The 23,870-nt window shown below is 58.4% G+C and carries 21 protein-coding genes, 5 tRNA genes and 1 pseudogene; 14 read left to right on the top strand and 13 right to left on the bottom strand.

Translation table 11 applies throughout. The features are described 5' to 3' along the window. Positions 1-80 precede the first annotated feature (80 nt). Positions 81-156 (bottom strand) — tRNA-Thr (locus AC0Z8Z_RS11685). Between the two features lie 114 nt (positions 157-270). Between AC0Z8Z_RS11685 and AC0Z8Z_RS11680 the strand changes: the two genes are divergently transcribed. From AC0Z8Z_RS11680 to yacG, 7 genes are all read left to right on the top strand, one after another. Next, a complete protein-coding gene (locus tag AC0Z8Z_RS11680) occupies positions 271-753 on the top strand; it encodes a hypothetical protein (RefSeq protein ID WP_485619200.1) in 483 nt (160 codons plus the stop codon). A gap of 196 nt (positions 754-949) precedes the next feature. After that, positions 950-1,408 (top strand): pilin, encoded by a 459-nt coding sequence (locus AC0Z8Z_RS11675; protein WP_485619199.1) that lies wholly within the window; start codon positions 950-952, stop codon positions 1,406-1,408. A 206-nt stretch (positions 1,409-1,614) separates the two neighbouring features. Continuing rightward, entirely contained in the window at positions 1,615-3,309 is a 1,695-nt protein-coding gene (gene pilB / locus AC0Z8Z_RS11670) for a type IV-A pilus assembly ATPase PilB (RefSeq protein ID WP_485619198.1), read from the top strand. A 1-nt stretch (position 3,310) separates the two neighbouring features. Beyond that, positions 3,311-4,528, top strand: a complete 1,218-nt coding sequence (locus AC0Z8Z_RS11665) for a type II secretion system F family protein (protein WP_485619197.1) — start codon at positions 3,311-3,313, stop codon at positions 4,526-4,528. Position 4,529: 1 nt separating this feature from the next. After that, a complete protein-coding gene (locus AC0Z8Z_RS11660) occupies positions 4,530-5,402 on the top strand; it encodes a prepilin peptidase (protein ID WP_485619196.1) in 873 nt (290 codons plus the stop codon). Next, positions 5,399-6,016: a dephospho-CoA kinase gene (gene coaE / locus AC0Z8Z_RS11655; RefSeq protein WP_485619195.1), complete on the top strand. Its 618-nt coding sequence runs from the start codon at positions 5,399-5,401 to the stop codon at positions 6,014-6,016. Before AC0Z8Z_RS11660 ends, coaE begins: the two co-directional genes overlap by 4 nt. Before the next feature lie 2 nt (positions 6,017-6,018). After that, a complete protein-coding gene (gene yacG / locus AC0Z8Z_RS11650) occupies positions 6,019-6,222 on the top strand; it encodes a DNA gyrase inhibitor YacG (RefSeq protein WP_062378727.1) in 204 nt (67 codons plus the stop codon). Between the two features lie 99 nt (positions 6,223-6,321). Here the strand turns inward: yacG and AC0Z8Z_RS11645 are convergent, their stop codons facing one another. Further along, positions 6,322-6,966: a hydrolase gene (locus AC0Z8Z_RS11645; RefSeq protein ID WP_122535388.1), complete on the bottom strand. Its 645-nt coding sequence runs from the start codon at positions 6,964-6,966 to the stop codon at positions 6,322-6,324. A gap of 156 nt (positions 6,967-7,122) precedes the next feature. On the opposite strand from AC0Z8Z_RS11645, the gene AC0Z8Z_RS11640 reads away from it, so the two are divergent. Further along, positions 7,123-8,022, top strand: a complete 900-nt coding sequence (locus tag AC0Z8Z_RS11640; RefSeq protein ID WP_122622750.1) for a LysR family transcriptional regulator — start codon at positions 7,123-7,125, stop codon at positions 8,020-8,022. Between the two features lie 427 nt (positions 8,023-8,449). Here the strand turns inward: AC0Z8Z_RS11640 and AC0Z8Z_RS11635 are convergent, their stop codons facing one another. From AC0Z8Z_RS11635 to AC0Z8Z_RS11620, 4 genes are all read right to left on the bottom strand, one after another. Further along, positions 8,450-9,403, bottom strand: a complete 954-nt coding sequence (locus AC0Z8Z_RS11635; protein ID WP_485619194.1) for a 2-hydroxyacid dehydrogenase — start codon at positions 9,401-9,403, stop codon at positions 8,450-8,452. Between the two features lie 31 nt (positions 9,404-9,434). Then, positions 9,435-10,199 (bottom strand): SDR family oxidoreductase, encoded by a 765-nt coding sequence (locus tag AC0Z8Z_RS11630; RefSeq protein WP_485619193.1) that lies wholly within the window; start codon positions 10,197-10,199, stop codon positions 9,435-9,437. Between the two features lie 51 nt (positions 10,200-10,250). Next, on the bottom strand, positions 10,251-10,940 hold the full coding sequence (locus AC0Z8Z_RS11625) for a fumarylacetoacetate hydrolase family protein (RefSeq protein ID WP_485619192.1): 690 nt from the start codon (positions 10,938-10,940) through the stop codon (positions 10,251-10,253). Between the two features lie 193 nt (positions 10,941-11,133). Beyond that, positions 11,134-12,450, bottom strand: coding sequence for an MFS transporter (locus tag AC0Z8Z_RS11620; protein ID WP_254074922.1), 1,317 nt, complete (start codon positions 12,448-12,450; stop codon positions 11,134-11,136). Positions 12,451-12,798: 348 nt separating this feature from the next. Between AC0Z8Z_RS11620 and AC0Z8Z_RS11615 the strand changes: the two genes are divergently transcribed. The 5 genes and pseudogenes from AC0Z8Z_RS11615 to AC0Z8Z_RS11595 all read left to right on the top strand — a co-directional run bounded on the left by AC0Z8Z_RS11615 (position 12,799) and on the right by AC0Z8Z_RS11595 (position 16,772). After that, positions 12,799-13,701, top strand: coding sequence for a helix-turn-helix transcriptional regulator (locus tag AC0Z8Z_RS11615; RefSeq protein WP_172610640.1), 903 nt, complete (start codon positions 12,799-12,801; stop codon positions 13,699-13,701). A gap of 354 nt (positions 13,702-14,055) precedes the next feature. After that, complete coding sequence (locus tag AC0Z8Z_RS11610) at positions 14,056-14,685, top strand: DUF1780 domain-containing protein (protein WP_122535381.1); 630 nt, start codon at positions 14,056-14,058, stop codon at positions 14,683-14,685. Continuing rightward, the gene (locus AC0Z8Z_RS11605) at positions 14,682-15,221 is read left to right on the top strand and encodes an MOSC domain-containing protein (RefSeq protein ID WP_122535380.1); all 540 of its coding nucleotides are present in this window, start codon (positions 14,682-14,684) and stop codon (positions 15,219-15,221) included. Before AC0Z8Z_RS11610 ends, AC0Z8Z_RS11605 begins: the two co-directional genes overlap by 4 nt. 29 nt (positions 15,222-15,250) lie before the next feature. Next, a pseudogene (locus AC0Z8Z_RS11600) lies at positions 15,251-15,410 on the top strand (DUF3094 family protein). Positions 15,411-15,473: 63 nt separating this feature from the next. Further along, on the top strand, positions 15,474-16,772 hold the full coding sequence (locus tag AC0Z8Z_RS11595) for an NAD(P)/FAD-dependent oxidoreductase (protein ID WP_485619191.1): 1,299 nt from the start codon (positions 15,474-15,476) through the stop codon (positions 16,770-16,772). Between the two features lie 99 nt (positions 16,773-16,871). Here the strand turns inward: AC0Z8Z_RS11595 and AC0Z8Z_RS11590 are convergent, their stop codons facing one another. Continuing rightward, a complete protein-coding gene (locus AC0Z8Z_RS11590; protein ID WP_485619190.1) occupies positions 16,872-18,272 on the bottom strand; it encodes a diguanylate cyclase domain-containing protein in 1,401 nt (466 codons plus the stop codon). Positions 18,273-18,481: 209 nt separating this feature from the next. Between AC0Z8Z_RS11590 and pstS the strand changes: the two genes are divergently transcribed. Next, a complete protein-coding gene (gene pstS, locus AC0Z8Z_RS11585) occupies positions 18,482-19,516 on the top strand; it encodes a phosphate ABC transporter substrate-binding protein PstS (protein WP_485619189.1) in 1,035 nt (344 codons plus the stop codon). A gap of 102 nt (positions 19,517-19,618) precedes the next feature. On the opposite strand, the gene AC0Z8Z_RS11580 is transcribed toward pstS, so the two are convergent. The 6 genes from AC0Z8Z_RS11580 to pgeF form a co-directional block, all read right to left on the bottom strand. Beyond that, positions 19,619-19,695 (bottom strand) — tRNA-Pro (locus tag AC0Z8Z_RS11580). A 93-nt stretch (positions 19,696-19,788) separates the two neighbouring features. Beyond that, positions 19,789-19,864: transfer RNA gene (locus AC0Z8Z_RS11575), tRNA-Lys, on the bottom strand. 6 nt (positions 19,865-19,870) lie between these two features. After that, positions 19,871-19,947: transfer RNA gene (locus tag AC0Z8Z_RS11570), tRNA-Pro, on the bottom strand. Between the two features lie 20 nt (positions 19,948-19,967). Further along, positions 19,968-20,043, bottom strand: a tRNA-Asn gene (locus tag AC0Z8Z_RS11565). A 350-nt stretch (positions 20,044-20,393) separates the two neighbouring features. Further along, positions 20,394-22,958 (bottom strand): ATP-dependent chaperone ClpB, encoded by a 2,565-nt coding sequence (gene clpB, locus AC0Z8Z_RS11560; RefSeq protein ID WP_122535376.1) that lies wholly within the window; start codon positions 22,956-22,958, stop codon positions 20,394-20,396. A 179-nt stretch (positions 22,959-23,137) separates the two neighbouring features. Next, positions 23,138-23,866 carry a peptidoglycan editing factor PgeF gene (pgeF, locus tag AC0Z8Z_RS11555; RefSeq protein ID WP_485619188.1) on the bottom strand — a complete coding sequence of 243 codons (729 nt, stop codon included), beginning with the start codon at positions 23,864-23,866 and terminating at the stop codon, positions 23,138-23,140. Positions 23,867-23,870: the final 4 nt, after the last annotated feature.

Below are 23,870 nucleotides of genomic sequence, written 5' to 3'. Positions count from 1 at the left end.
CGCCGGGGATTTGCTGATTGGCGGGATGTGGACGATGGTACGAAAAAGCCCGGTCTTGATGACCGGGCTTTTTGTATTTCTGGTGCCGAAAATAGGAATCGAACCTACGACCTTCGCGTTACGAGTGCGCTGCTCTACCGACTGAGCTATTTCGGCTTTAGCATAAAACAACGGTGCTTAACTCTAGCAAGCAACGATTCACCATGACACCGTCTTCCGCCACACGGATCTATAATTCTTAGCACCCCAGCACTGTTTGAGAGGTAGGTTGTGACATTAATCAGTCTTGAAGCCGCTATCGCGATCGGTGGCGGCAGTCGCCGCACTTGGTGGAGAAGAATCTCGGAAAACCCTGGAATGAAAAAAGGTGCCGACTCGCGGGGTCGCACCATGCTTTCGCTCACGTCCGCATCCGAATTCATTTCAATCCCAGATGAACACAACGCGTTGGCGACTCTCGTCGCAGCTGATGCAGGAGACCTCGCAGCTCAGAATGATGCGGGGTTAATGTTCGCGGAAATGGAAAACCAGAAAGCTGCAATTTATTGGTGGAGAGCCGCAGCGGATCAAGGAGATGCCGACGCGATGCATCATTTGGGGCGGTGTTACACCGCCGGATTTGGGGTGATTGCCGATGAAAACACTGGGATTATGTGGATAGCTAAAGCTGCAGCGACTGGGCATCTTATTGCCCATATCCAAATTCAAGCACTTCGACCGAATTCAGAATGGCGCTCCATCAAGCTGCCTTAAGGCATTGGCACACCGTAGGGTGCGCCATTATGTCTTATGACACGTTACCAATAGCGCCACTGGTGCGCTTAGATGTTCACTCCTACATTTGAAAAGGCATAAATTAGGACATGAAGGGTGTTCGGCATTTCTGGCATGTGAATTGCGTTACCGGACACGGAAGTCAAAATCCTAACTAGCCTTTGAGGAAATTAATATGCAGTCCGTACAGAAGGGTTTTACGCTCATTGAGCTTATGATTGTCGTTGCTATCATCGGCATCCTAGCAGCGGTAGCCATTCCCGCATATCAGGACTATGTCGCTCGGTCTCAGATGGCTGAAGCGATGACTCTCGCTGATGGCCTAAAAACAAACGTTACCGAAGTCTTCGCCCAAGCCGGTACGTGTCCAGCTAACGGAAGTGGCGGCATCGCAACAAATACTGATATCAAGGGCTCATATGTCCTTCAAGTCGACACCGGTGGTACTGCTGCGGCAGGCGGTGGCTGCACAATCGTTGCCACAATGAAAAGCTCTGGTGTAGCCACCGGCATTGTCAGCAAAACGCTCACGCTTACGCTCTCCAACGCTGATAAGGGTTCCAACATCTGGACCTGCACGTCATCTGCCCCTCAAAAGTATCTGCCTAAAGCATGTACGACTACAGCTACGTAATCGTAAGGTCCCTAAGACACGCCTTTCAGCGGTTTATAGATCGCTGAAAGGTTTTTTTGGAAGCCCGAATCTTCAGCTCGTAAACCCTGAGTGTCCTCGGATAGCTTACCCTCGTGCGTCCTGACGACCCTACGTGGGTGAATCGCATGTTTGGCATCAGGACGTGACTACGCTATAAATCCGTATTGCATGCGCCTGGTGGTTCTATGAGTGATGTCGTCCTTACCGGTTTGGCGAAACAAATCGTCCTAGCCGAGCTTCTTAACGAAAAAGCTGCTCAGGAGGCTTTTCAACAGGCCCGCCGCGACAAGCTTTCGCTCGTCAGTTATCTGGTGCAAAACAAGCTAGTGAACGGCTTGGTTCTCGCAGAGATGGCGGCAGAGCAGTTCGGCCTCCCCTTTCTGGACATCAGTAGCCTTGACAAAGAAAGCCAGCCTAAAGGTCTTGTTAGCGAAAAACTAGTACGTCAGCACCACGCGTTGCCGTTATGGCGACGTGGTAACAAACTATTTGTAGGCGTCTCGGACCCAACGAACCATCAAGCGATCACTGACATTCAGTTCAGCACAGGTCTGAATACGGAAGCAATTTTGGTAGAGGACGGTAAATTATCCTCTGCAATCGACAAATTCTTTGACTCCAACAGCGGCCTTGGTGAAATGGCTGATGTGGATCTGAGTCTGGAAATAGAAACTTCGAATGAATCCAAAGAAAGCATGCTTGGCGATGTCGATGCTGAGGATGCACCAGTGGTTCGATTTGTTAATAAAATGTTGATGGACGCGATTCGATTGGGTTCGTCGGATCTTCATTTCGAGCCATATGAAAGAATATTCCGAGTTCGTCTGCGGACTGACGGAATTCTCCACGAGGTCGCAAAACCGCCGACCCAACTTGCGGGCCGTATCGCCGCTCGGCTAAAGGTCATGGCGGGGTTGGACATCTCTGAGCGCCGTAAACCTCAGGACGGGCGCATCAAACTGCGCATATCTAAGAACCGTGCCATCGATTTTCGTGTTAATACGCTTCCGACGCTGTGGGGCGAGAAGATTGTGATGCGAATCCTAGATCCGACTAGTGCTCAGATGGGGATTGACGCACTGGGTTATGAGCCAGACCAAAAAGCACTGTATCTCGATGCTTTGAGCAAGCCGCAGGGCATGATCCTAGTCACCGGTCCCACTGGTTCGGGTAAGACCGTATCGTTGTATACGGGCCTTAACATTCTGAACACTCCAAATATTAATATCTCAACGGCAGAAGATCCGGTTGAGATCAACCTTGAAGGCATCAATCAGGTAAACGTAAACCCGCGTCAGGGAATGGACTTCTCACAGGCCCTGCGGGCGTTCCTGCGTCAGGATCCTGACGTAATCATGGTGGGCGAAATTCGAGACTTGGAAACAGCCGAAATCGCGATCAAGGCTTCCCAGACTGGGCACATGGTCTTGTCGACCTTGCACACCAACAGCGCGGCAGAGACACTCACCCGCCTGCATCATATGGGCGTTGCGGCTTTTAATATCGCAACCGCAATCAACCTGATCATCGCTCAACGTCTTGCGCGAAAACTGTGCTCGCAATGCAAGAAAGAAATCGAGATCCCACGCGATACTTTGATTGCAGAAGGTTTCCCCGAGTCGCAGATCGGCCTATTCCAGCTTTACTCTCCAGTTGGCTGCGAGTACTGCAATGGCGGCTACAAAGGCCGAGTAGGTATCTACGAAGTGGTGAAGAGCACGCCAGCGCTGGAGCGCATCATCATGGAGGAAGGCAACTCGATCCAGATTTCCGAACAGATGCGAAGAGACGGGTTTAATGATTTGCGCACTTCGGGGCTTGTGAAGGCGATGCAGGGCGTGACCAGCTTGGAAGAAATAAACAGGGTGACCAAGGATTAACATGGCGACCAAAGCAGTAAAAGTCAGCGTCTATGCTTGGGAAGGGGTAGATAAAAAAGGGACTAAGGTCACTGGCGAAATCAATGGGCACAATCCTGCGCTGGTGAAAGCTCAGCTCCGCAAGCAAGGAATCAATCCCACTAAGGTCCGTAAAAAATCTGCTTCGTTCTTCCGAAAGGGTAAGAAGATCAAGCCGCTGGATATCGCGTTTTTCAGCCGCCAGATGGCCACAATGATGAAAGCGGGCGTGCCGCTTTTGCAGTCGTTTGACATTATCAGCGAGGGCCATGACAACCCGAACATGCGCAAGCTCGTTGACGATATCAAGCAGGAGGTTGCGGCAGGACACAGCTTCGCCACAGCGCTACGGCAGAAGCCGCTTTATTTTGACGATCTTTTCTGTAATTTGGTGGATGCGGGGGAGCAAGCGGGAGCACTTGAATCGCTGCTAGACCGGGTGGCGACTTACAAAGAGAAAACTGAGTCGCTGAAAGCGAAAATCAAGAAGGCAATGACCTACCCCATCGCGGTCGTGGTTGTAGCATTTGTCGTAACGGGCATTCTACTCATCAAGGTCGTGCCTCAATTCCAGAGCATCTTCCAGGGTTTTGGAGCAGAGCTGCCTACATTTACGCTGATGGTAATTGGGCTATCTCAGGTTGTTCAGGACTACTGGTGGCTGCTGCTCGCCGGACTCGCCCTAAGCATTTTCGCTTTTCGTCGCGCCTACAGAAATTCCGAGAAGTTTCGAAATGGTCTGGATCGAGCCCTGTTGAAAGTGCCTGTGATTGGCCCCCTTTTATACAAGTCCGCGGTAGCCCGTTATGCACGTACCCTTTCGACAACATTCGCGGCGGGTGTTCCGCTCGTTGAAGCACTTGATTCGGTAGCAGGAGCCACTGGGAATATCGTTTTCAAAAACGCAGTAAATAAAGTTAAACAAGACGTCTCAACGGGTATGCAGCTCAATTTCTCGATGCGCAGCACCGGTGTATTTCCAATGCTCGCAGTGCAGATGACCGCGATCGGTGAAGAATCCGGCGCGCTTGACTCCATGCTAGATAAGGTCGCTACCTACTACGAAGACGAGGTCGACCATATGGTCGACAGTCTCACCGCGTTAATGGAACCGATGATCATGGCAGTACTCGGCGTAATTGTCGGGGGCCTCGTCATCGCCATGTACCTCCCAATCTTCAAACTCGGCAGCGTCGTCTAACATGCCCCTCCTCGACCTCCTGGCCAGCTCCCCGCTGGCCTTCGTTCTATGCACCCTAATCCTCGGCCTACTCGTCGGCAGCTTCCTGAACGTCGTGATCTATCGCTTACCGCTGATGATGATCCGCGACTGGAAAATCCAGTCCCGGGAAATGCTCGACCTCCCCCCAGAGCCGCAACCAGAAACCTTCAACCTCATCCTCCCCCACTCCCGCTGCCCGCACTGCTCACACAAAATCCGTGCGTGGGAGAACATTCCGGTCTTGAGTTATCTGTTCCTCGGCGGCAAATGCTCACAGTGCAAAGCCCCCATCAGCAAGCGCTACCCGCTGGTTGAATTAGCGTGCGGCTTGCTGTCGGCCTTCATCGCCTGGCATTTCGGTTTCGGCTGGCAGGCTGGGGCGATGCTGGTGCTGACGTGGGGCTTGCTGTCGATGAGTCTGATCGACGCCGACCACCAGCTTCTGCCGGACGCAATTGTGTTGCCGCTGCTGTGGCTGGGGCTGATCGTGAATGCGTTTGGCCTGTTCACGTCGCTGACCGATGCGCAGTGGGGCGCGGTCGCGGGGTATCTGGTGTTGTGGTGTGTGTTCTGGCTGTTCAAGCTGATCACCGGCAAGGAAGGCATGGGTTACGGCGATTTCAAGTTGCTGGCCATGCTTGGCGCGTGGGGCGGGTGGCAGATTTTGCCGCTGACGATTCTACTGTCATCGATTGTCGGGGCGGTATTGGGCCTGATTCTGTTGCGCTTGCGCAATGTCGAGACCAGCACGCCGATCCCCTTCGGTCCTTATCTGGCCCTCGCGGGGTGGATCGCTTTGCTCTGGGGTGATCAAATAACGACTTCGTATTTGCAGATCGCCGGTTTCAGATGACTTCTCCTGCGTCAAAACCCTGGATTCTGGGCCTCACCGGTGGCATCGGCAGCGGCAAGAGTGCGGCCGCTCAGTGCTTCGTCGATCTCGGCGTGCACTTGGTGGACGCCGATCACGCCGCCCGCTGGGTGGTCGAACCCGGGCGTCCTGCCCTGGCGCAGATTGCCGAGCACTTCGGCCCGAGCGTGTTGCAGGCCGATGGCACGCTGAATCGCTCGGCGTTGCGCGAGCTGATTTTCAAGGATCCGCAACAGCGGGTCTGGCTCGAAAGCCTGCTGCATCCGCTGATCCGAGAGGAAATCCGGCAGTATCTGGCGCGCGCCGAATCGGCTTACGCGATTCTGGTGTCGCCGCTGTTGCTGGAGACTTCTCAGCACCAGATGGTGCAGCGGGTGTTGGTCATTGATGTGCCGGAATCGGTGCAGATCGAGCGCACGGTGTTGCGCGACAAGACCAACGAGGAACAGGTGCGGGCGATTCTCAAGGCGCAGGCCAGTCGCGAAGAGCGCTTGAGCCGGGCCGACGATGTAATCGTCAATGACCGTGACCCGGCCTGGCTGAAAAGCGAAGTCGAGCGTCTGCATCACTTTTATTTAACTTTGCGTGGAGGCTAATGATGAGCCAACCAATGACCGTCGATTGCCCAACCTGCGGAGCGCCCGTGGAATGGACGCCGGAGAGTAAATTCCGGCCGTTCTGCTCGGACCGTTGCAAGCTGATCGACCTGGGCGCCTGGGCGTCGGAAGAACATGCGATTCCGGTTGCGCCGGATGCGGAAGACGAGCTGTTTTCGGGTGACTTCGACCCCCGTCAGCACTGATCAAATTCAGCGGCCGTATGGCTCGCTCCCCGCAATAAATCGCAAAAACAAAAAAGCTTCACGACCTGGATCGTGAAGCTTTTTTTGTGGCCGAGCGTTTTAGCCCAATTTACGCTGCGGCGCGCCGTGGACCATGGTGTAGGCGTAATCGACGCCCATGCCGTATGCACCGCTGTGCTCCAGGACCAACTCCATCACCGCCTCGTAGGTTTCCTTGTGTGCCCAGTCGCGCTGGAATTCGAGCAGAACCTGCTGCCAGGTGACCGGCACAGCGCCTGCCTGAATCATCCGTTGAACCGACATGTCGTGCGCTTCCTTGGTCGTGCCGCCGGAAGCGTCAGTGACGATGTACACCTCGTAGCCTTCAGCCAATGCGTCCAGCGTCGGGAAGTTCAGGCAGACCTCGGTCCACAGCGCGGCGATGATCAGCTTCTTGCGGCCGGTCGCCTTGACCGCTTCCACCAGTTTCTTGTCTTCCCACGAGTTCATCGACGTGCGCTCGATCGGTTGCTGATCCGGGAACACCGCCAGCAGTTCAGGCCAGATGAAACCGCTGAAGCTTTTGGTTTCGACCGAAGTGTAGATCGTCGGCACGTTGAAGATCTTGGCGGCCTTGGCCAGGCCAACAGTGTTGTTCTTCAGGGTCTGGCGATCGATCGATTGAACGCCGAAAGCCATTTGCGGCTGGTGGTCGATCAGGATCAGGGCAGCGTTGGTTGGGTTCAGCAGTTCGCGAATGGACATGGGTAGATTCCTTAAATGGTCAACAGTGAGTTCTTTATGGGTTAGCCGCTGCGCTGGTTAAGCGTGTTGGCTGGCTTAGGAGTGAATTTACGGGCTGGCCGACAAAGGAACAATCCCATAGAATCGGGACTCATTGTTTCCAAATCAGGAACGGTCATGGATCGTATCGAATGCATGCGCGCGTTTGTCGCCACCGTGGGCGCCAATGGCTTTGCCGCAGCGGCCCGCGCACTGGACGTGCCGCGCTCGAAAATCAGCAAGCAGATTCAGGCGCTGGAAGAGGCCATCGGTGTGCAGCTGCTGCAGCGCACCACGCGCAGCCTGCATCTGACCGAAGCGGGCGCCGAGTACTACGACGCGTGTCGGGATGTCATCGCTTCGCTGGACGAAGCCGAACAACGGGCGCGGACCGGGATGGGTGAGATACGCGGCGTGTTGCGGGTCAACGCGCCGATGTCGTTCGGACTGAGTCGTCTGGGGCCGCTGATTCCGCGCTTCAACGAGTTGCACCCGAACGTTGAGCTGCAGGTCGTGCTGAGCGATCAGCAGGTGGATCCGGTCAAGGGCGGTTTTGACGTGACGATTCGGATTGCCAGCCTGCCGGACTCATCAATGATCGCGCGTTCACTGGCACCGGCGCCGAGGATCATGGTGGCTTCGCCCGACTATCTGGCTCGCGAAGGCACGCCGCAGACGCCCAAGGATTTGGCACACCATAAGTGCCTGAGTTACGGCTATTTGCAGAGTGGCGTGAGCCTGCAGTTATGCAACGGCAAGGAAACACAGCGGGTGACGGTGAGCGGGCCGTTGCACGCCAACAACGGTGACATTCTGGCGCAGGCTGCAGTGGCGGGAATGGGCATTGCGCTGCTGCCCAATTTCATCATCGAGCGCGCCGTGGCGGATGGGCGGCTGGTACCGGTGCTGTGCGATTGGGAAGCGCCGGCGATTACGGTGAACGCCGTGTACCCCTCGTCCCGACGGGTGCCGATGAAGACCCGAGCGTTCATTGATTTTCTGGTGGCTGAGTTGTCGGTTGAGTCGGGGGCGTTTTGAAAGCAGCCGTTGGGGGAGCGTGCTCGTAATACAGGCAAGTACATCCGCTAAATCTTCAGCGGCTGGAATACCGTCTTCGTGAGCAAGCTCACTCCCACAGGGGCCGTGTTACAGCGCGAAACCGTGGCGTGTCCCACAGGTCCTTGATCAGCCCGGGATTCCTGATACGGCGCCGATCATGTGGGAGCGAGCAAAGAGATAGGACCATCCGCTAAAAATTCAGCGGCTGGAAGGCCATTTTCGTGAGCAAGGTGGAGCGCCCCCCGGTCACTCCCACAGGTCCGTGATCTACCCAGAATTCTTGGGTATGGCGCCGATCATGTGGGAGCGAGCTTGCTCGCGAAGAGGCAGGAACATCCGCTGCATCTGTGGCGTCTGGAATACCAACCCTGCGAGCAGCGCGTTTCAGCTCAGTCAATCAAGCCCTTCAAACCACACTCCCCACCGGCACCTTCCCTGCGAGCCCATCCGCCAGGCTCGCCAATACCATCTCGCCCATCCGCGTCCGGGTTTGCACGGTGGCGCTGGCGCGGTGGGGTTGTAGAACCACGGTTTCCAGGGCGAACAAGGCATCCGGCACGTGGGGCTCATCGGCGAATACGTCGAGCCCCGCGCCCGCAATCGAGCCAGCTTCCAGCGCTGCAACAAGGTCCGGCTCATTGACCAGACTGCCGCGCGCCACGTTAATCAAGAAACCTTGCGCGCCCAGCGCTTCCAGCACCTTGGCGTTGATGATGCCTTTGGCTTTGTCGGCGGCTGCCGCCACGATCAGCGCGTCACTTTGCGCGGCCAGTTCGACCAGATCGCTGACGAAGGTGTAAGGCACGTCGCCCATGGCGTTAAGGTCGGTGTAGCTGATCGGGCAGCCGAACGCAGCGGCACGCGTGGCGACGGCCCGCCCTACCCGGCCCATGCCGACGATGCCGATGCGCATGCCGCTGAATTGACGCGCCAGTGGCAGCGGCACCAGCGGCGTCGCGGTCTTGGTCCATGCGCCGGAGCGTACATATCGGTCGCCCGTGCACAGCCCGCGACAGGCTGAAATCAGCAGACCGATGGCAAGGTCGGCGACGTCTTCGGTCAGCGCGCCGATTGTCGCCGAGACGCGAATGCCACGGTCCCGCGCGTAGGCCAGATCAATCGCGTCGGTGCCCACGCCGTTGACCGCGATGATTTCGACCTTCGGCAACTGCTCCATCACTTCACGGGTGATACCGGTGTGGCCGCCGGTGACCACGCCGCGGATATTGGCGCCGTGCTCGCGCAGGTAAGCAGCCTTGTCGGCCTGCTGGAAATACGGGCGAACGGTGTAGCGCTCGTTCAGCCGCGCGTTGATGTCAGGGATCAGGATCGGGCTTAGCTGGAGGATTTCAGGTTTCATCGGTATCTCGCTCATCTCGAATTTGGACGGTTCAACCACGGCCCACGAAGGGCATGTTGGTGGCCATGACGGTCATGTTCAGCACGTTGGCCGACAGCGGCAGTGCAGCGATGTAACGCACCGCGTCGGCGATGTGCTTGACGTCGATCATCGGCTCGACCGCTGTCGAGCCATTGGCCTGACGCACGCCTTTGGTCATGCGCACCGACAGCTCGGTCAGCGCGTTGCCGATGTCGATCTGGCTGCAGGCGATGTTGAACTCGCGACCGTCCAGCGCCAGGCTCTTGGTCAAGCCCAACACTGCGTGCTTGCTGGCGGTGTAGGGCGCGGTGAACGGCCGTGGCACGTGGGCGGAGATCGAACCGTTGTTGATGATCCGGCCACCCTGGGGCGACTGTTTGCGCATCAGGCCAAACGCGCCGCGGCTGCACAGGAAAACGCCCGTCACATTGGTGTCGATCACGCTCAGCCACTTCTCGATGGGCAGCTCGTCCATCGGCACAGCAGGGGCGTTGACGCCGGCGTTGTTGAACACCAGATCGAGTCGGCCATACACCTCCTCGATGGTGGCGAACAGGTGGTCAACACTCGCCGGATCACGCACATCGCACGACACCGCCAACGCTTCCCCGCCCTGCTCGCGGGCCTGCGCCACCAGCTCTTCAGGCGGCTCGATACGGCGCCCGGTCACCACTACTTTGAAGCCATCTTCCAGCAGGCCTAACGCGACGGAGCGGCCGATGCCACTGCCCGCGCCAGTGACCAGGGCAATTTTTGAAACGGATTGATCAGTCATTATTGTTCTCCTTGTTGCTCATCAAAAATGCGGCTGTTCTGGATGAATTGCTCAGCGGCGCTCACCCACCCTCACTTCAAATTCGCCGACGCCGTCGATACCGCCGTTGATCACGTCGCTCGCTTCGAGCGCAGCAACGCCGGGCGGCGTGCCGGTCATGATCAGGTCGCCAGCGCGCAACGTGATGGAATGGGATAGCTGGCTGATGACCTCGCTCACCGACCAGATCTGGCCGTCAAGGTCGGAACGCTGACGCTCGACGCCGTTGACGCTCAGCCAGATGGCGCCTTGTTGCGCATGGCCGTCACGGCCTGCCGGGCGGATGGGCGTGATCGGCGCCGAGCCGTCGAACGCCTTCGCCGGCTCCCATGGATTGCCCACCGCCTTGGCCGCCATTTGCAGATCGCGACGGGTCAGGTCGAGCCCGGCGGCGTATCCCCAGACGTGGTCCAGCGCATGTTCGGCGTCTATCTCGAAACCGTCCTTGCCGATGGCGACGACCAGTTCGATCTCGTGGCAAAACTGGTCGGTCTGGGTCGGAAACGCGATCTCGCCCACTGCGTCCATCACCGATGTCGCCGGTTTCATGAAGAACGCCGGAACCTCGCGCTCAGCGGTGGCAGCATCGCCCCACAGGTAATTGCGACCCAGGCAAAACACCCGGCCAACGGGGAACCGCGCATCGCTGCCATGCACCGGCAGGCTGCTGACTCGGGGCGGTTCAAATACAAAGTTGCTCATGAAATTCCTTATCACCGAAAGACGCTCAATCCCGCCAGTTGCAGTTCAGACTACGGGATCAACCGACGGGAAAGTTGGACAAAACCGTGTTTGCGCTGGACTAAAAAACTCAATACCGCGGGCATTAAAAAAGGCGTATTTGCATACGCCTCTGCCCAATACGGCATAAGTTCACACACACATTCTTGAGCGGTTACCGGGCCTTCAGCTCGATGCGATAAATGCGGCCCAGCAACAGTGAATAAGAGAGCGTGCCGATACACGCGACCCCGCCGATGAACCAGAACGCCCACGCGAAGTTGCCGGTGACATGCAGGATCTGCCCGATAACAATCGGCGTGACGATGCCGCCAATGTTGGCCGCCAGGCTGGTGATGCCCCCGGTCAGGCCGATCAGTTCCTTGGGGGCGATTTCCGACACGGCTGCCCAGGACGATGACGCGATGCCCTGTGCGAAAAAGGCGATTGTGAGCAGCGCGATGCAGACTTCGTTGGAGTCGGTGAAGTTGACCAGCATGATCGACATGCCGAGCGCCGAACCCACCACCAGTGGCAGCTTGCGGGAGAAGGACAGCGAATAACCGCGGCGGATCATCCAGTCGGCGATAAAGCCTGCCAGCAGCACGCCGACCGTGGCGCCAATGAACGGCAGCACTGCGAAGATGCCAACTTTGACCATGGTCAGATGCCGCTCTTCAATCAGGTAGGTCGGGAACCAGGTCAGGAAAAAGTACAGCGCCGAGGTGCTGGCGAACTTGCCCAGGCAGATGGCCCAGACCTGACGGTATTTCAGCAGCTCGGCAATTTGCGCCCACTTGAATTTGTTTCGTTCCTGACTGCTTTTGACCAGGCCGCCGCCGTCTTCGATGTAAGCGAGTTCTTCCTTGCTGACTTTCTTGCAGTTCATCGGGTCGCGATACAGGTACAGCCAGGCAATCCCGAAGACGATGCCGATGACGCCGGTGCTGTAAAACACGTGGCGCCAGTCGTAGGTCGTGGCGAGCCACAGCAACAAACCGGTGAACAGCGCCGTGCCCAAATACTGCCCGCACACATAGATGCTGCTGGCCATGCCGCGTTCCCGCGCCGGAAACCAGACCGTGACTGCGCGGCTGTTGGCCGGAAAGGCCGGTGCTTCCATTGCGCCAATGGCCAGACGCAAGCCGAACAGCGAAGCGAAACCGCCTGCCATGCCCTGGCATACCGTTACCGCGGACCACGAGATAAGTGAAGCGCCGTAGGTGAAGCGCGAACCGAACCGGTCGGCGATGAAACCGGCGGGCACCAGGGCGAAGGCGTAGGTCCAGGCGAAGGCGGAGAAGATAAGGCCCATCTCGACCTTGTCCAGACCGAGGTCTTTGGCCATGAAAGGTGCAGCGATGGAGATGTTCACGCGGTCGACGTAGTTGATGATCGTGGCGATCAGCAACAGCGACAACATGAACCAGCGGCGGTGGGTCATCGGGCGGGCGGGAGCGGCGGTGACTGGAGCGGCCACGACAGCATCCATCGCCTGAATATCAGGGTTGCTCGACATGAGAATTCCTCATTGTTTTTATTGGTATCGAGTGATGAAGCGCGCCCCCAACTTATCGTACGACCGGTTTTAAACAAGCCGACGCTTAGAACGTTTTTGGATTTCAACAGCCGCCCGTAATGAATTGTCCAAAAAACTGCCCGCGTGTTAAAACAGCACCGAGCAATCGGATGCGCACGCAAACGCCTGCGCTAGAGCAGTCCGCTGAGGGCGAGCGGTAAAACGATTCTTGGACAAATCGACTCGCCTCCTCCCTAAGCAAAAGTTTGGATTTGGTCATACGACGACCGACAATAAGAAACACAAGACGAGGAGCACTCGATGGATTCCATCAATCGCGTCCCCACCTACGGCATGCAGCAGCGCAGTGAGCGGCCGGATTTTTACATCCGCGGCAAGACCGAGGGCAAGGCAGAAACCGCGCCTCATCGCCACGAGTACTTTCAGATCCAGATCAACCTCGGCGGCGACACCGTGCAGCATATCGGCGGTGTAGTACGGCCCTTCCCGCGCAACACGCTGGCGTTCATCCTCCCGCATAAATTGCACCTCATTCCGCATCCACCGGAAGGCAATTTCCTGCTGATCAATTTTGCCCAGAATTTCCTCCTGCCCCAGTTGCAATGCGACCCGCTGGACCTCGAAGACGTGGCGATCGCCCTCGCCCCGGAGCTGTCGCCGTTTCGTTTTCAGGAGCACCTGGATTTCACGCTGGGCGCCGCTGATTTTGCCGAGATCAAGCATTTGCTGGGCCGCATGCGTGAGCTGGACGCGAACCGGCAATTCGGCTCGCGGGAGATTCTCAAAGGGTGCCTGCTTCAACTGATCGGCACGATCTGCCAGTTGTACGCTGAGCCGATCAAGCTGCTGGCCGACGACAATGCCGCCGAGCGCAGCCGCCGCGACGCGCTGGCGCGGATGTCGGAGTACGTGCGCAAGAACCTCGATGACCCGGACCTGAGCCTGAAAAAAGCCGCCTCGGCCGCGTTTCTGTCGCCCAACTACCTGACCCACTGGCTGCGCAAGGAAGTCGGCAAGACCTTCAGCGAGCTGGTGCTGGAACGGCGGATGCACCTGGCGCGCACGCTGCTGCTTAACGGCAGCAAACCGGTGGGGGAAGTGGCGCGGCTGTGTGGTTTCGCCGACGAGGCGTATTTCTCGCGACGCTTCCGCCACGCCCACGGCATGCCGCCGGGGCAGTTCAGGAAGCAGCGGGATTTGTAAGCCTGACGCCCCCGCTCCACCGCTGGGCAACATGTCCGTGGGAGCGACCTTGCTCGGGAAGGCATGTACATCCGCTGGTTATGTGCCGATTGATGATGACGCTTTCGTGAGCAAGCTCACACCCACAGTAGTTCTGGGTTGTCCGGGATTCAGCGTAGGGCACATAACCTGTGGGAGTCAGCTTGCTGGCGAACGCGGCGATTCAGGCGCCACTCATGACGAAGGCAGACCGCATTAACTAGCAAGCCCCCGCAATTGACTTGCGGTGGAGCCCAAGTGAATTGAGTCACGTCAGCCCAACTTTATCTCGGCCCCCATGTTTCTTCTCGCCTCCGGAGCGTTAAGCTTGGCGCCATGGATGACTCCGATTATCTGCGTCTTTTGACGATCCAGGCCGAGCAAGCCAATGCGTTTCTGTCCAATGCGCGCAAGTGGGAGCGCGAGCGTTGGGTGTGCGAACGGTTGCTGCAGGGCCTGAACATTCCCCATCGCACCGACGACTTCCTGCCTGCCGGGCAAGAGCCGCCGGACGTGCTGTTTCGCGATGCGTGTTTTGAAGTGTTCTTTGTTCTGGATGAAGGTCGTCGGCTCAACGATGAGTGGCGCGAAGAACTGCAACGTCGGCGCAGCGCGTTTTCCCTCAGCCAACTGGTACGACGCGAAGCCAAACCCAAGCGCATTCCCGCTGCCGAATTGCTCCGGCGCCTGGCGCCAACCCTGCGCAAAAAGGCCCACAACTACACAGAGCGCGGCCTGGATTTGGGCGAGCTGGACATCATTGCCTTCGCCAGCCTCAAGCGCGAGGTGCTCGACCTGAACAGCCACTTTCCGCCGCCCACCGAATATTTGCGCCAAGGCTGGCGATCACTCTCGCTGGTCGGGCCGACCTTCGCCCGGGTATTGTTCGCCCATCCGGATGCCCCGGATTTTCTGCGGACCAATCTGGGCCGCAGCGTGGTGTTTGATGTAGGAATCAGTTTATGAGCCCGTTGCAGGAATTGATCGCCGATGTCCCCCAGCGCGGGCGCGTGCGCTGGATCGGCGTGCGCCCCGAATCCCGAGGCGAGATGGTTGAGCTGGAAGCCGTGGAAGCACGCCGTGAGGCTGGCCTGACCGGCGATCACGCGCGCCCGGGCCCGCGTAACGCTCGACAGGTAACCCTGATCCAGTGGGAGCATTTCGCCGTGGTCAGCTCGTTGATGGGGAGGGCCGAGGACAACCCGGTGTTGCCTCAGGATTTGCGACGCAACATCGTGATCAGCGGCATCAACCTGTTCAGCCTGAAGAACCGACGCTTCCGCATCGGTCAGGCGATCTTTGAAACAACGGGCTGGTGCCAACCCTGCGCACGCCTTGAGCAACGCCTGGGCCACGGCATTTTTCAGGCCGTCCGTGGCCATGGCGGAATCACCGCGCGGGTGATACAAAGCGGCATCGTGCGTCTGGACGACGTTTTGTGTATCGAGCCGATCGAACCGAGCGTCCAGGACTTTAACGCAGCCAACAGCGCGGTCTCCTGATCCGGATCAACAGTGATAAAGAGCCTCAAATGATCAGCCCCCTGAAACCTGCCGACACCGCGCGTGTCGAAGCGTACATTCGAGCTCCCCGCCCAAGTCGAGCGCCGACCCTTTTGGCGTTGGATGCTCCTTGTAATGGTGCTCGGACCGGGCCCTTTGAGCCGTTTACTGAGCGATCTGACGCTATGAGCTGCCTTGCGCTCGCGCGGATTGCGCTGACACAGAATTCCTTAAGCCTTATGAGATATCCCCATGACCCATCGTATTGTGATTGTCGGCGGAGGCGCTGGCGGTCTGGAGCTGGCTACCCGTCTGGGTAAAACCCTGGGCAAGAAAGGCACCGCCAGCGTCACGCTGGTCGACGCCAACCTGACCCACATCTGGAAACCGCTGCTGCACGAAGTGGCCGCCGGCTCGCTCAACTCTTACGAGGACGAGCTGAACTACGTGGCGCAAGCCAAGTGGAACCACTTTCAGTTTCAGATGGGCCGCATGACCGGGCTGGATCGGGAGAACAAGCAGATTCACCTGGCCGAGACCCTCGACGAAAACGGCAATGAGCTGGTCCCGGCGCGCAGCCTGGATTACGACTCCCTGGTGATTTCCGTCGGCAGCACGACCAACGACTTCGGCACCAAAGGTGCGGCGGACCACTGCCTGTTCCTCGACACCCGCAAGCAAGCCGAGCGCTTTCATCAACAATTGCTCAATCGCTACCTGCGCGCCCACGCGAGCCAAACGGATGTGGCCGAAGAGATCAACGTCGCCATCGTCGGTGCCGGTGCGACCGGTGTCGAGCTGGCCGCAGAGCTGCACAACGCGGCCCATGAGCTGGCGGCTTACGGACTGGGCCAGATCAAACCGGAAAACCTGCGCATCACAGTGATCGAGGCCGGGCCGCGCGTCCTGCCGGCATTGCCGGAACGTATTGGCGGCCCGGTGCACAAGACGCTGGAGAAATTGGGCGTCACGGTGCTGACCAATTCGGCGGTCAGTGAAGTAACAGCCGAAGGCCTGGTGACTGCGACCGGTCAGATGATTCCTGCGACGCTGAAGGTCTGGGCGGCAGGCATCCGCGCTCCGGCGTTTCTGGAGGGCATCGCCGGTCTTGAGACCAATCGCCTCAACCAGCTACAGGTGCGTCCGACGCTGCAGACGACCCGCGACGACAACATCTTCGCTTTCGGTGACTGCGCGGCGTGCCCGCAAAAAGGCACGGACCGTAACGTGCCGCCCCGTGCGCAAGCGGCGCATCAGCAGGCATCGTTGCTGGTGAAGTCGCTGAAGCTGCGCATCGAGGGCGGCACGCTGCCGGAGTATCGCTACCAGGATTATGGCTCGCTGATTTCGCTGTCGAAGTTCTCGGCGGTCGGCAATCTGATGGGCAACCTGACCGGCAGCGTCATGCTCGAAGGCTGGCTGGCGCGGATGTTCTACGTCTCGCTGTATCGCATGCACCAGATGGCGCTGTACGGCATGTTCCGCACGCTGATGCTTATGCTGGGCAGCCGAATCGGCCGCGGCACCGAGCCACGCATGAAGCTGCACTAAGGCTGAGTCCTGCAGGTCCGCCGCGCCAATGCGGCGGGCCTCATCCCTCCCTCATTCCAGACACCTGCCTTGCCGGGCGGGCGCGAGAATGCGCGCCCATTACGGCATCACCCGCCCCTTGCCCAGATGCTTGGCCTTGTACATCCAGCGGTCGGCTTCGCGCATCAGTTCGTCAGGGGCCTTGCCCGAGCCGGGTTCATACATGGAGAAGCCGATGCTGGCGTTGCTGCGAATGACATCGCCCTTGATCGTGAGGGGCTGAGCAATCGCCGTGAGGAGTTTCTGAGCCACTTCACGGGCTTCTTCCACCCCCGGCGTGATGCCTTCGAGAATCACGATAAATTCGTCACCGGCCAGCCGCACCAGGCTGTCAGTCCTGCGGATGCAGCTCTGCAAACGTGTGGCGATAGCGCGCAGCAGATCATCACCGGCATCGTGCCCGTAACTGTCGTTGATGACTTTGAATCCATCCAGGTCAATGAACATCAGCGCCATTTGCAATCTGGAACGATCCGCCCGCGCCTGAGCGATGGGCAACAGGGAGTCCAGCGCGCGGCGATTGTGCAGACCGGTCAGAGAATCATGCCGGGCTTCCTGCTCAAGCTCTTTGCGCGCTTGAATGTTCTGGATGATTGAAATGAAATATTCCAGCTCTCCTGCTTCAGACAGCTTCTTCGTTACGCTCAGATTGACCCAGACCGCGCTACCGTTTTTGCGCAGGTAACGCTTTTCCATCTGGTAGCTGTTGATTTCACCGACACTCAGCTGATGAAGCATCTCAAGGTCACTGTCCAGGTCCTCAGCATGGGTGATGTCCTGAAACGTCAGGTGTTTGAGCTCATCGGGCGCGTAACCAAGGACATCACACAGCGCGGCGTTGACGCTGATCCAGCCACCGTCGGGCGCTACCAGCGCAATGCCTACCGAGGCCAGCTCGAACATTGAGCGATACCCCGCCTCACTGGCTTCAAACAAGGCCTCGGAGCGATTCTTCTGAATCCGCGTCAGCATCAGGTTTTCCCGCAGCTGCATTTCGCGGCTGACGATCTCGGCCAGGTCGTGGAGGATGGACAACTCGTCCGGGGTGAGGATTCTGGGCCGCGCGTCAATGGCGCAAAGCGTGCCCACGGCGAAGCCCTGGCTGGTGCGGATGGGCACGCCGGCATAAAAGCGGACATGGGGATCACCGGTGACCAGCAGGTTGTCGCAGAACCGCGCGTCTTCGAGGGCATCGGGCACCACAAGCTCGGTGGCCTCAAGGATGGCGTGCGCACAGAACGCAACCTCCCGCGGCAGTTCCACCGCTTCAAGCCCCACTCGGGATTTGAACCACTGACGGTCCTGATCCACCAGCGATATCAGGGCGATTGGCACGTTCAGCACTTGCGCCACCAGACGCGTGATCCGGTCTAGCGCGACCTCGGGTGGCGTGTCGAGTACTTCGAGAAGATGCAGCGCTTCAAGTCGCTGTTGCTCGAATGAAGGAGTTGGCGACTTCATAAACGGCCGATCCTGGAAAGACTGCCTGAAGTCTATACCCGGCGTCATGAATCCGCACCGGAGCGCCGCGTAAATAAACGACCTGGGCGTCGCGATTGATCCGGCTGCCGGTGAAGAAATCTGTCATGCCTTGTCATAAAAACGTGCTGTTTGCTGTGATCCCATCAACGCATCTCACCCCGATGTCGCTCGATCACAGGAAGTCATCCATGTTGCAGCTCTCCCGTCTGATGCTGGCCGCAGGCCTTGGCATCGCGCTTAATCTATCCATGGCCGCCACGGCAGGCGCAGCGTCCGAAGTTACCGGCGCCGGCTCCACGTTTATCTATCCGGTGCTGTACAAGTGGGCCACCGACTACAACCAGAAGACCCAGATCAAGGTCAACTATCAGTACATAGGCTCCGGCGCAGGCATTGCACTGATCAAAGAAGGCGCCGTGGATTTCGGCGCGACTGACCGGCCGATGAGTTCGGCAGACCTGGAATCCTTTGGCCTGCAGCAGTTTCCCTCGGTGATTGGCGGCATCGTCCCGGTCATCAACGTCGCCTCGGTCAAACCGGGCACGCTGAAATTCACCGGGCCAGTGCTGGCGGCCATCTATCTCGGCAAAATCAACAAATGGAATGACCCGGCGCTCACTGCTCTGAACCCGGGTGTGAAGCTGCCTGACGCGAATATCAGCGTCGCCTATCGCTCTGATGATTCTGGCACCACGTTCAACTGGGTCAGTTATCTGGCGAAGGTCAGCCCGCAATGGAAGAGTCAGCTCGGCGCAGGGTCTTCGGTCAAGTGGCCGGTGGGCATGGGCAGCAAAGGCAGCGAGGGCGTGGCGACGTACGTGAAGCAGGTGCCGAACTCGATCGGCTACGTCGAGTACGCCTACGTCAAACAGCAGAAGTTGAATTACGGGCTGTTGCAGAACGCTGCGGGCGCATTCGTGACGCCGAGCACCGAGAGCTTTCAAGCGGCAGCCGCGACGGCAGACTGGAAGAATGCCAAGGATTTTGATCTGTCGATGCTCGACGCGCCGGGGGAAAACGCTTACCCGATTACGGCCGCGACGTTCATCGTGATGTACAAGCAGCCGAAAGATGCTGATCGTCAGAAGACTGTTCAGGATTTCTTCCGCTGGACGCTGGAGAGCGGGCAGGAACACGCACGTTCGCTGGACTTCGCACCGATCCCCGATGATCTGAAGAATCAGATCGAGGCCTACTGGGATAACCCGCCCAACGCTCAATGAATGCCAGAAACGAAAAAAGCGCCCCGAAGGACGCTTTTTTGTAGCTTCAGCGCGAGTGGCGCTTCAGCGGTATTTTCTGCCCGGATACAGCTGGGGCGAAAATGGTCGGGGTAAGGGGATTCGAACTCCTGACATCCTGCTCCCAAAGCAGGCGCGCTACCGGACTGCGCTATACCCCGGTGAAACATGAAAACACCCTAAGGTGTTTCCAGAGCGGGTGACGCGGATGGCGTCACTCCCTAAGATCCAACCCGATGAAGCCAGGTCAAAAATGGTGGGTCGTGTGGGATTCGAACCTACGACCAATTGGTTAAAAGCCAACTGCTCTACCAACTGAGCTAACGACCCAAATAATGGTCGGGGTAAGGGGATTCGAACTCCTGACATCCTGCTCCCAAAGCAGGCGCGCTACCGGACTGCGCTATACCCCGACGGTACTACCTCTTGAAATTGGCTCCGTGACCAGGACTCGAACCTGGGACCCAATGATTAACAGTCATTTGCTCTACCGACTGAGCTATCACGGAACGATCTTTTCAAATCTATCAATTTCAGATGCAGCGTTTGACGCGCTTCAACACAACAAATTCAGTAAATCTTCACCAGATAAATCCGGCATTTACCTCACTGAACCTACTGCATATTCAGCCTCTTCGACCTGTTTGCATCGCTGCGTTCACGTCTCTGAGGCGCGCTATTCTACATTTCCAGAAACACCTGTCAACCCTCTAAATTGCTTTCAAGACAATGATTTGCGAATTTTTTGCGGATCGCCCTTTACCCCCCGAAAATCCTGCGGTTCAGTGAATAAATCACCGCGCATAAAAAAGGGCTCCCGCTTGGAGAGCCCTTTTGCGCCTCTATATAGAAGTGCAGATCAGCCGAAGACGATCTCGTCGTCCTGCACCGTACCTCTGATGCTGGTGCCAGGCATGAAGCCACCCGACAGGATCAACTGAGCCAGCGGGTTTTCGATCCAGCGCTGGATCGCTCGTTTAAGCGGCCGCGCGCCGTAGACAGGGTCGTAGCCGACGGCGATCAGCTTGTCCATCGCCTCGGTGGACAGCTCCAGGCGCAGATCGCGCTCCGCCAGACGCTGGCGCAGACGACCCAACTGGATCTCGGTGATGCCTGCAATCTGATCGCGGGCCAGCGGTTCAAAGATCACCACTTCGTCCACCCGGTTGATGAACTCCGGACGGAAGTGCGTGGTGAGCGCATCCATGACTGCCGCGCGCTGGCCTTCACGATCGCCGACCAGCTCCTGGATGCGAGCCGAGCCCAGGTTGGAGGTCATGACGATCACGGTATTACGGAAATCCACCGTACGCCCGTGACTGTCGGTCAGACGCCCGTCTTCGAGCACTTGCAGCAAGACGTTAAACACGTCCGGGTGTGCCTTCTCGACTTCGTCCAGCAGGATGACCGAGTAAGGCTTGCGGCGCACCGCTTCGGTCAGATAGCCACCCTCTTCGTAACCGACATAGCCAGGTGGCGCGCCGATCAGCCGCGCCACGGAATGTTTCTCCATGAACTCGGACATGTCGATCCGCACCATCGCTTCTTCGGTGTCGAACAGGAATTCCGCCAGCGCCTTGCACAGCTCGGTCTTACCCACACCGGTTGGGCCGAGGAACATGAACGAGCCGCTCGGGCGGTTCGGGTCCGACAGCCCGGCACGCGACCGTCGAACAGCATTGGCCACCGCGACAACCGCTTCGTTCTGGCCGATCACGCGCTGGTGCAACAGCTCTTCCATTTTCAGCAGCTTGTCGCGCTCGCCTTCGAGCATCTTCGACACCGGAATACCGGTCCACTTGGACACGACTTCGGCAATCTCTTCCTCGGTCACCTTGCTGCGCAGCAACTGGTTTTCCGGCTTGCCGTGCTGGTCGACCATCTGCAGGCTGCGTTCCAGGTCGGGAATCACGCCGTACTGCAATTCGGCCATGCGGTTCAGGTCGCCCTTACGCCGTGCCGCTTCCAGTTCCTGACGGGACTGCTCGATCTTTTGCTGAATCTGCGCAGAACCGGTCACTTCCGCTTTTTCAGAGGTCCAGATTTCTTCGAGGTCGGCGTACTCCCGCTCAAGGCGCTGAATCTCCTCCTGAAGTTTTTCCAGGCGCTTGATCGCGGCCTCGTCGTCTTCCTTCTTCAGCGCCTGCGCTTCTACCTTCAGCTGGATCAGGCGACGTTCAAGGCGGTCGAGCACTTCCGGCTTGGAGTCGATCTCCATACGAATGCGGCTGGCCGCTTCGTCGATCAAGTCGATGGCTTTGTCCGGCAGTTGCCGATCGGTGATGTAGCGATGGCTGAGCTTGGCCGCCGCGATGATCGCGCCGTCGGTGATCGCCACCTTGTGGTGAACTTCATAGCGCTCTTTCAAGCCGCGCAGGATGGCGATGGTGTCTTCTTCGCTCGGCTCGTCCACCAGCACTTTCTGGAAGCGACGCTCGAGAGCGGCGTCCTTCTCTATATATTGGCGGTACTCGTTGAGCGTCGTGGCGCCCACGCAATGCAGCTCACCACGGGCCAGCGCCGGCTTGAGCATGTTGCCAGCGTCCATCGAGCCCTCGGCCTTGCCGGCACCAACCATGGTGTGCAGCTCGTCGATGAACAGAATGATCTGCCCTTCCTGCTTGGACAGTTCATTGAGCAGCCCTTTCAGGCGCTCTTCGAACTCGCCACGGAACTTGGCACCTGCGATCAGCGCACCCATGTCCAGCGACAGCAGACGCTTTCCGCGGAGGCCGTCTGGCACTTCACCGTTGATGATGCGTTGGGCAAGGCCTTCGGCGATGGCGGTTTTACCCACGCCAGGTTCACCGATCAGCACCGGATTGTTCTTGGTCCGGCGTTGCAGCACCTGGATGGTCCGACGGATTTCGTCGTCGCGGCCGATCACCGGGTCGAGCTTGCCTTCCTCGGCGCGCTTGGTCAGGTCAACGGTGTACTTGTCCAGCGCCTGACGGGATTCTTCCGCGTTTGGGTCGTTGACAGCATCGCCGCCACGCAGGTTGCTGATGGCGTTTTCCAGGGCTTTCTTGCTGACGCCCTGACCGAGCAGCAGCTTGCCGAGTTTGCTGTTCTCGTCCATGGCGGCGAGCAACACCAACTCACTGGAAATGAACTGATCGCCTTTTTGCTGAGCCAGTCGATCAGCCTGATTCAACAGGCGCGCCAGGTCCTGGGACATGTTCACGTCGCCAGTCGGGTTCTGGATTTTCGGCAGTTGATCGAGCTCTTTGCTCAACGCAGTGCGCAGGCTGTTGACGTCAAAGCCCACTTGCAGCAGCAAAGGCTTGATCGAACCGCCCTGCTGTTCAAGCAATGCCTGCATCAGATGCGCAGGCTCGATGGCCGGATGGTCCAGACCCACCGCCAGTGATTGAGAATCTGATAGAGCGAGTTGTAACTTGCTGGTTAAACGGTCAATACGCATGGGTCACCTTCCTAAATGGGCAGGCCGGAGTAATGAACACACCTAATAAAGAAAACCTGCCAGATGGTTCTTTACATGCGGCCGATTAGGCAGGATTCAAGCGCCGACGGGTTGACATGGATCAACATTAGCTTGAAGGCAGGGTTTCGGGAGGAATGAGTACCGCAGCGCGGGAAAGGCTACCGGGCTTCGATCCAGATGAGAGACGCGAACCGTCCGGTGCGCGCGCCACGGCGATAAGAGAAGAATCGCTCATCATCGTAGGTCGAGAGACCGCCGCCATACACCGCTGTGACGCCGTGGGCGGCGAGACGCAGACGCGCCAATTGATAGATGTCAGCCATGAACTTGCCGTCGTTGGCGCCCGACACGAATGCATCGGCTGTCTCTGGGTGCGTCGCCATGAAGGCCTCTCGCACCTCGGTACCCACTTCAAATGCCTGGGGCCCAATGGCAGGGCCGAGCCAGACAAGGATGTCGGAGGGCGCATCGGCAAAACTGTCCACCGTCGCCTCAAGCACACCCGCCGCCAGACCGCGCCAGCCCGCATGGGCAGCGGCAACCTGAGTGCCCGCTTTGTTGCAGAACAGTGCGGGCAGGCAATCGGCCGTCATGATGGTGCAGGCCACGCCCGGGGTTTGACTCCGGCTGGCATCAGCCTCAGGCACTTCTGCGGGCGTGGCCTCGACGACGTCAGTGCCATGAACCTGCTTCAGCCATGCAGGCTGAATGCTCAGGCGCGAGGTGAGTAAGGAACGGTTGTGCGCAACGGCCGCTGGATCGTCCTCAACGTGGTCGCCCAGATTGAAGCTGTCGAACGGCGCCACACTGACTCCGCCCGATCGCGTCGTGACGCAGGCTTTGATACCCACTGGCGCAGGCCAGTCGGGAATAAGCCAGTCCGCCACGGGC

Source organism: Pseudomonas sp. 1L-C-7-B-C1 (assembly GCF_057291635.1).
Note: the sequence above shows the minus strand (reverse complement) of the source record. Positions and strands in the feature narration are given on the sequence as shown.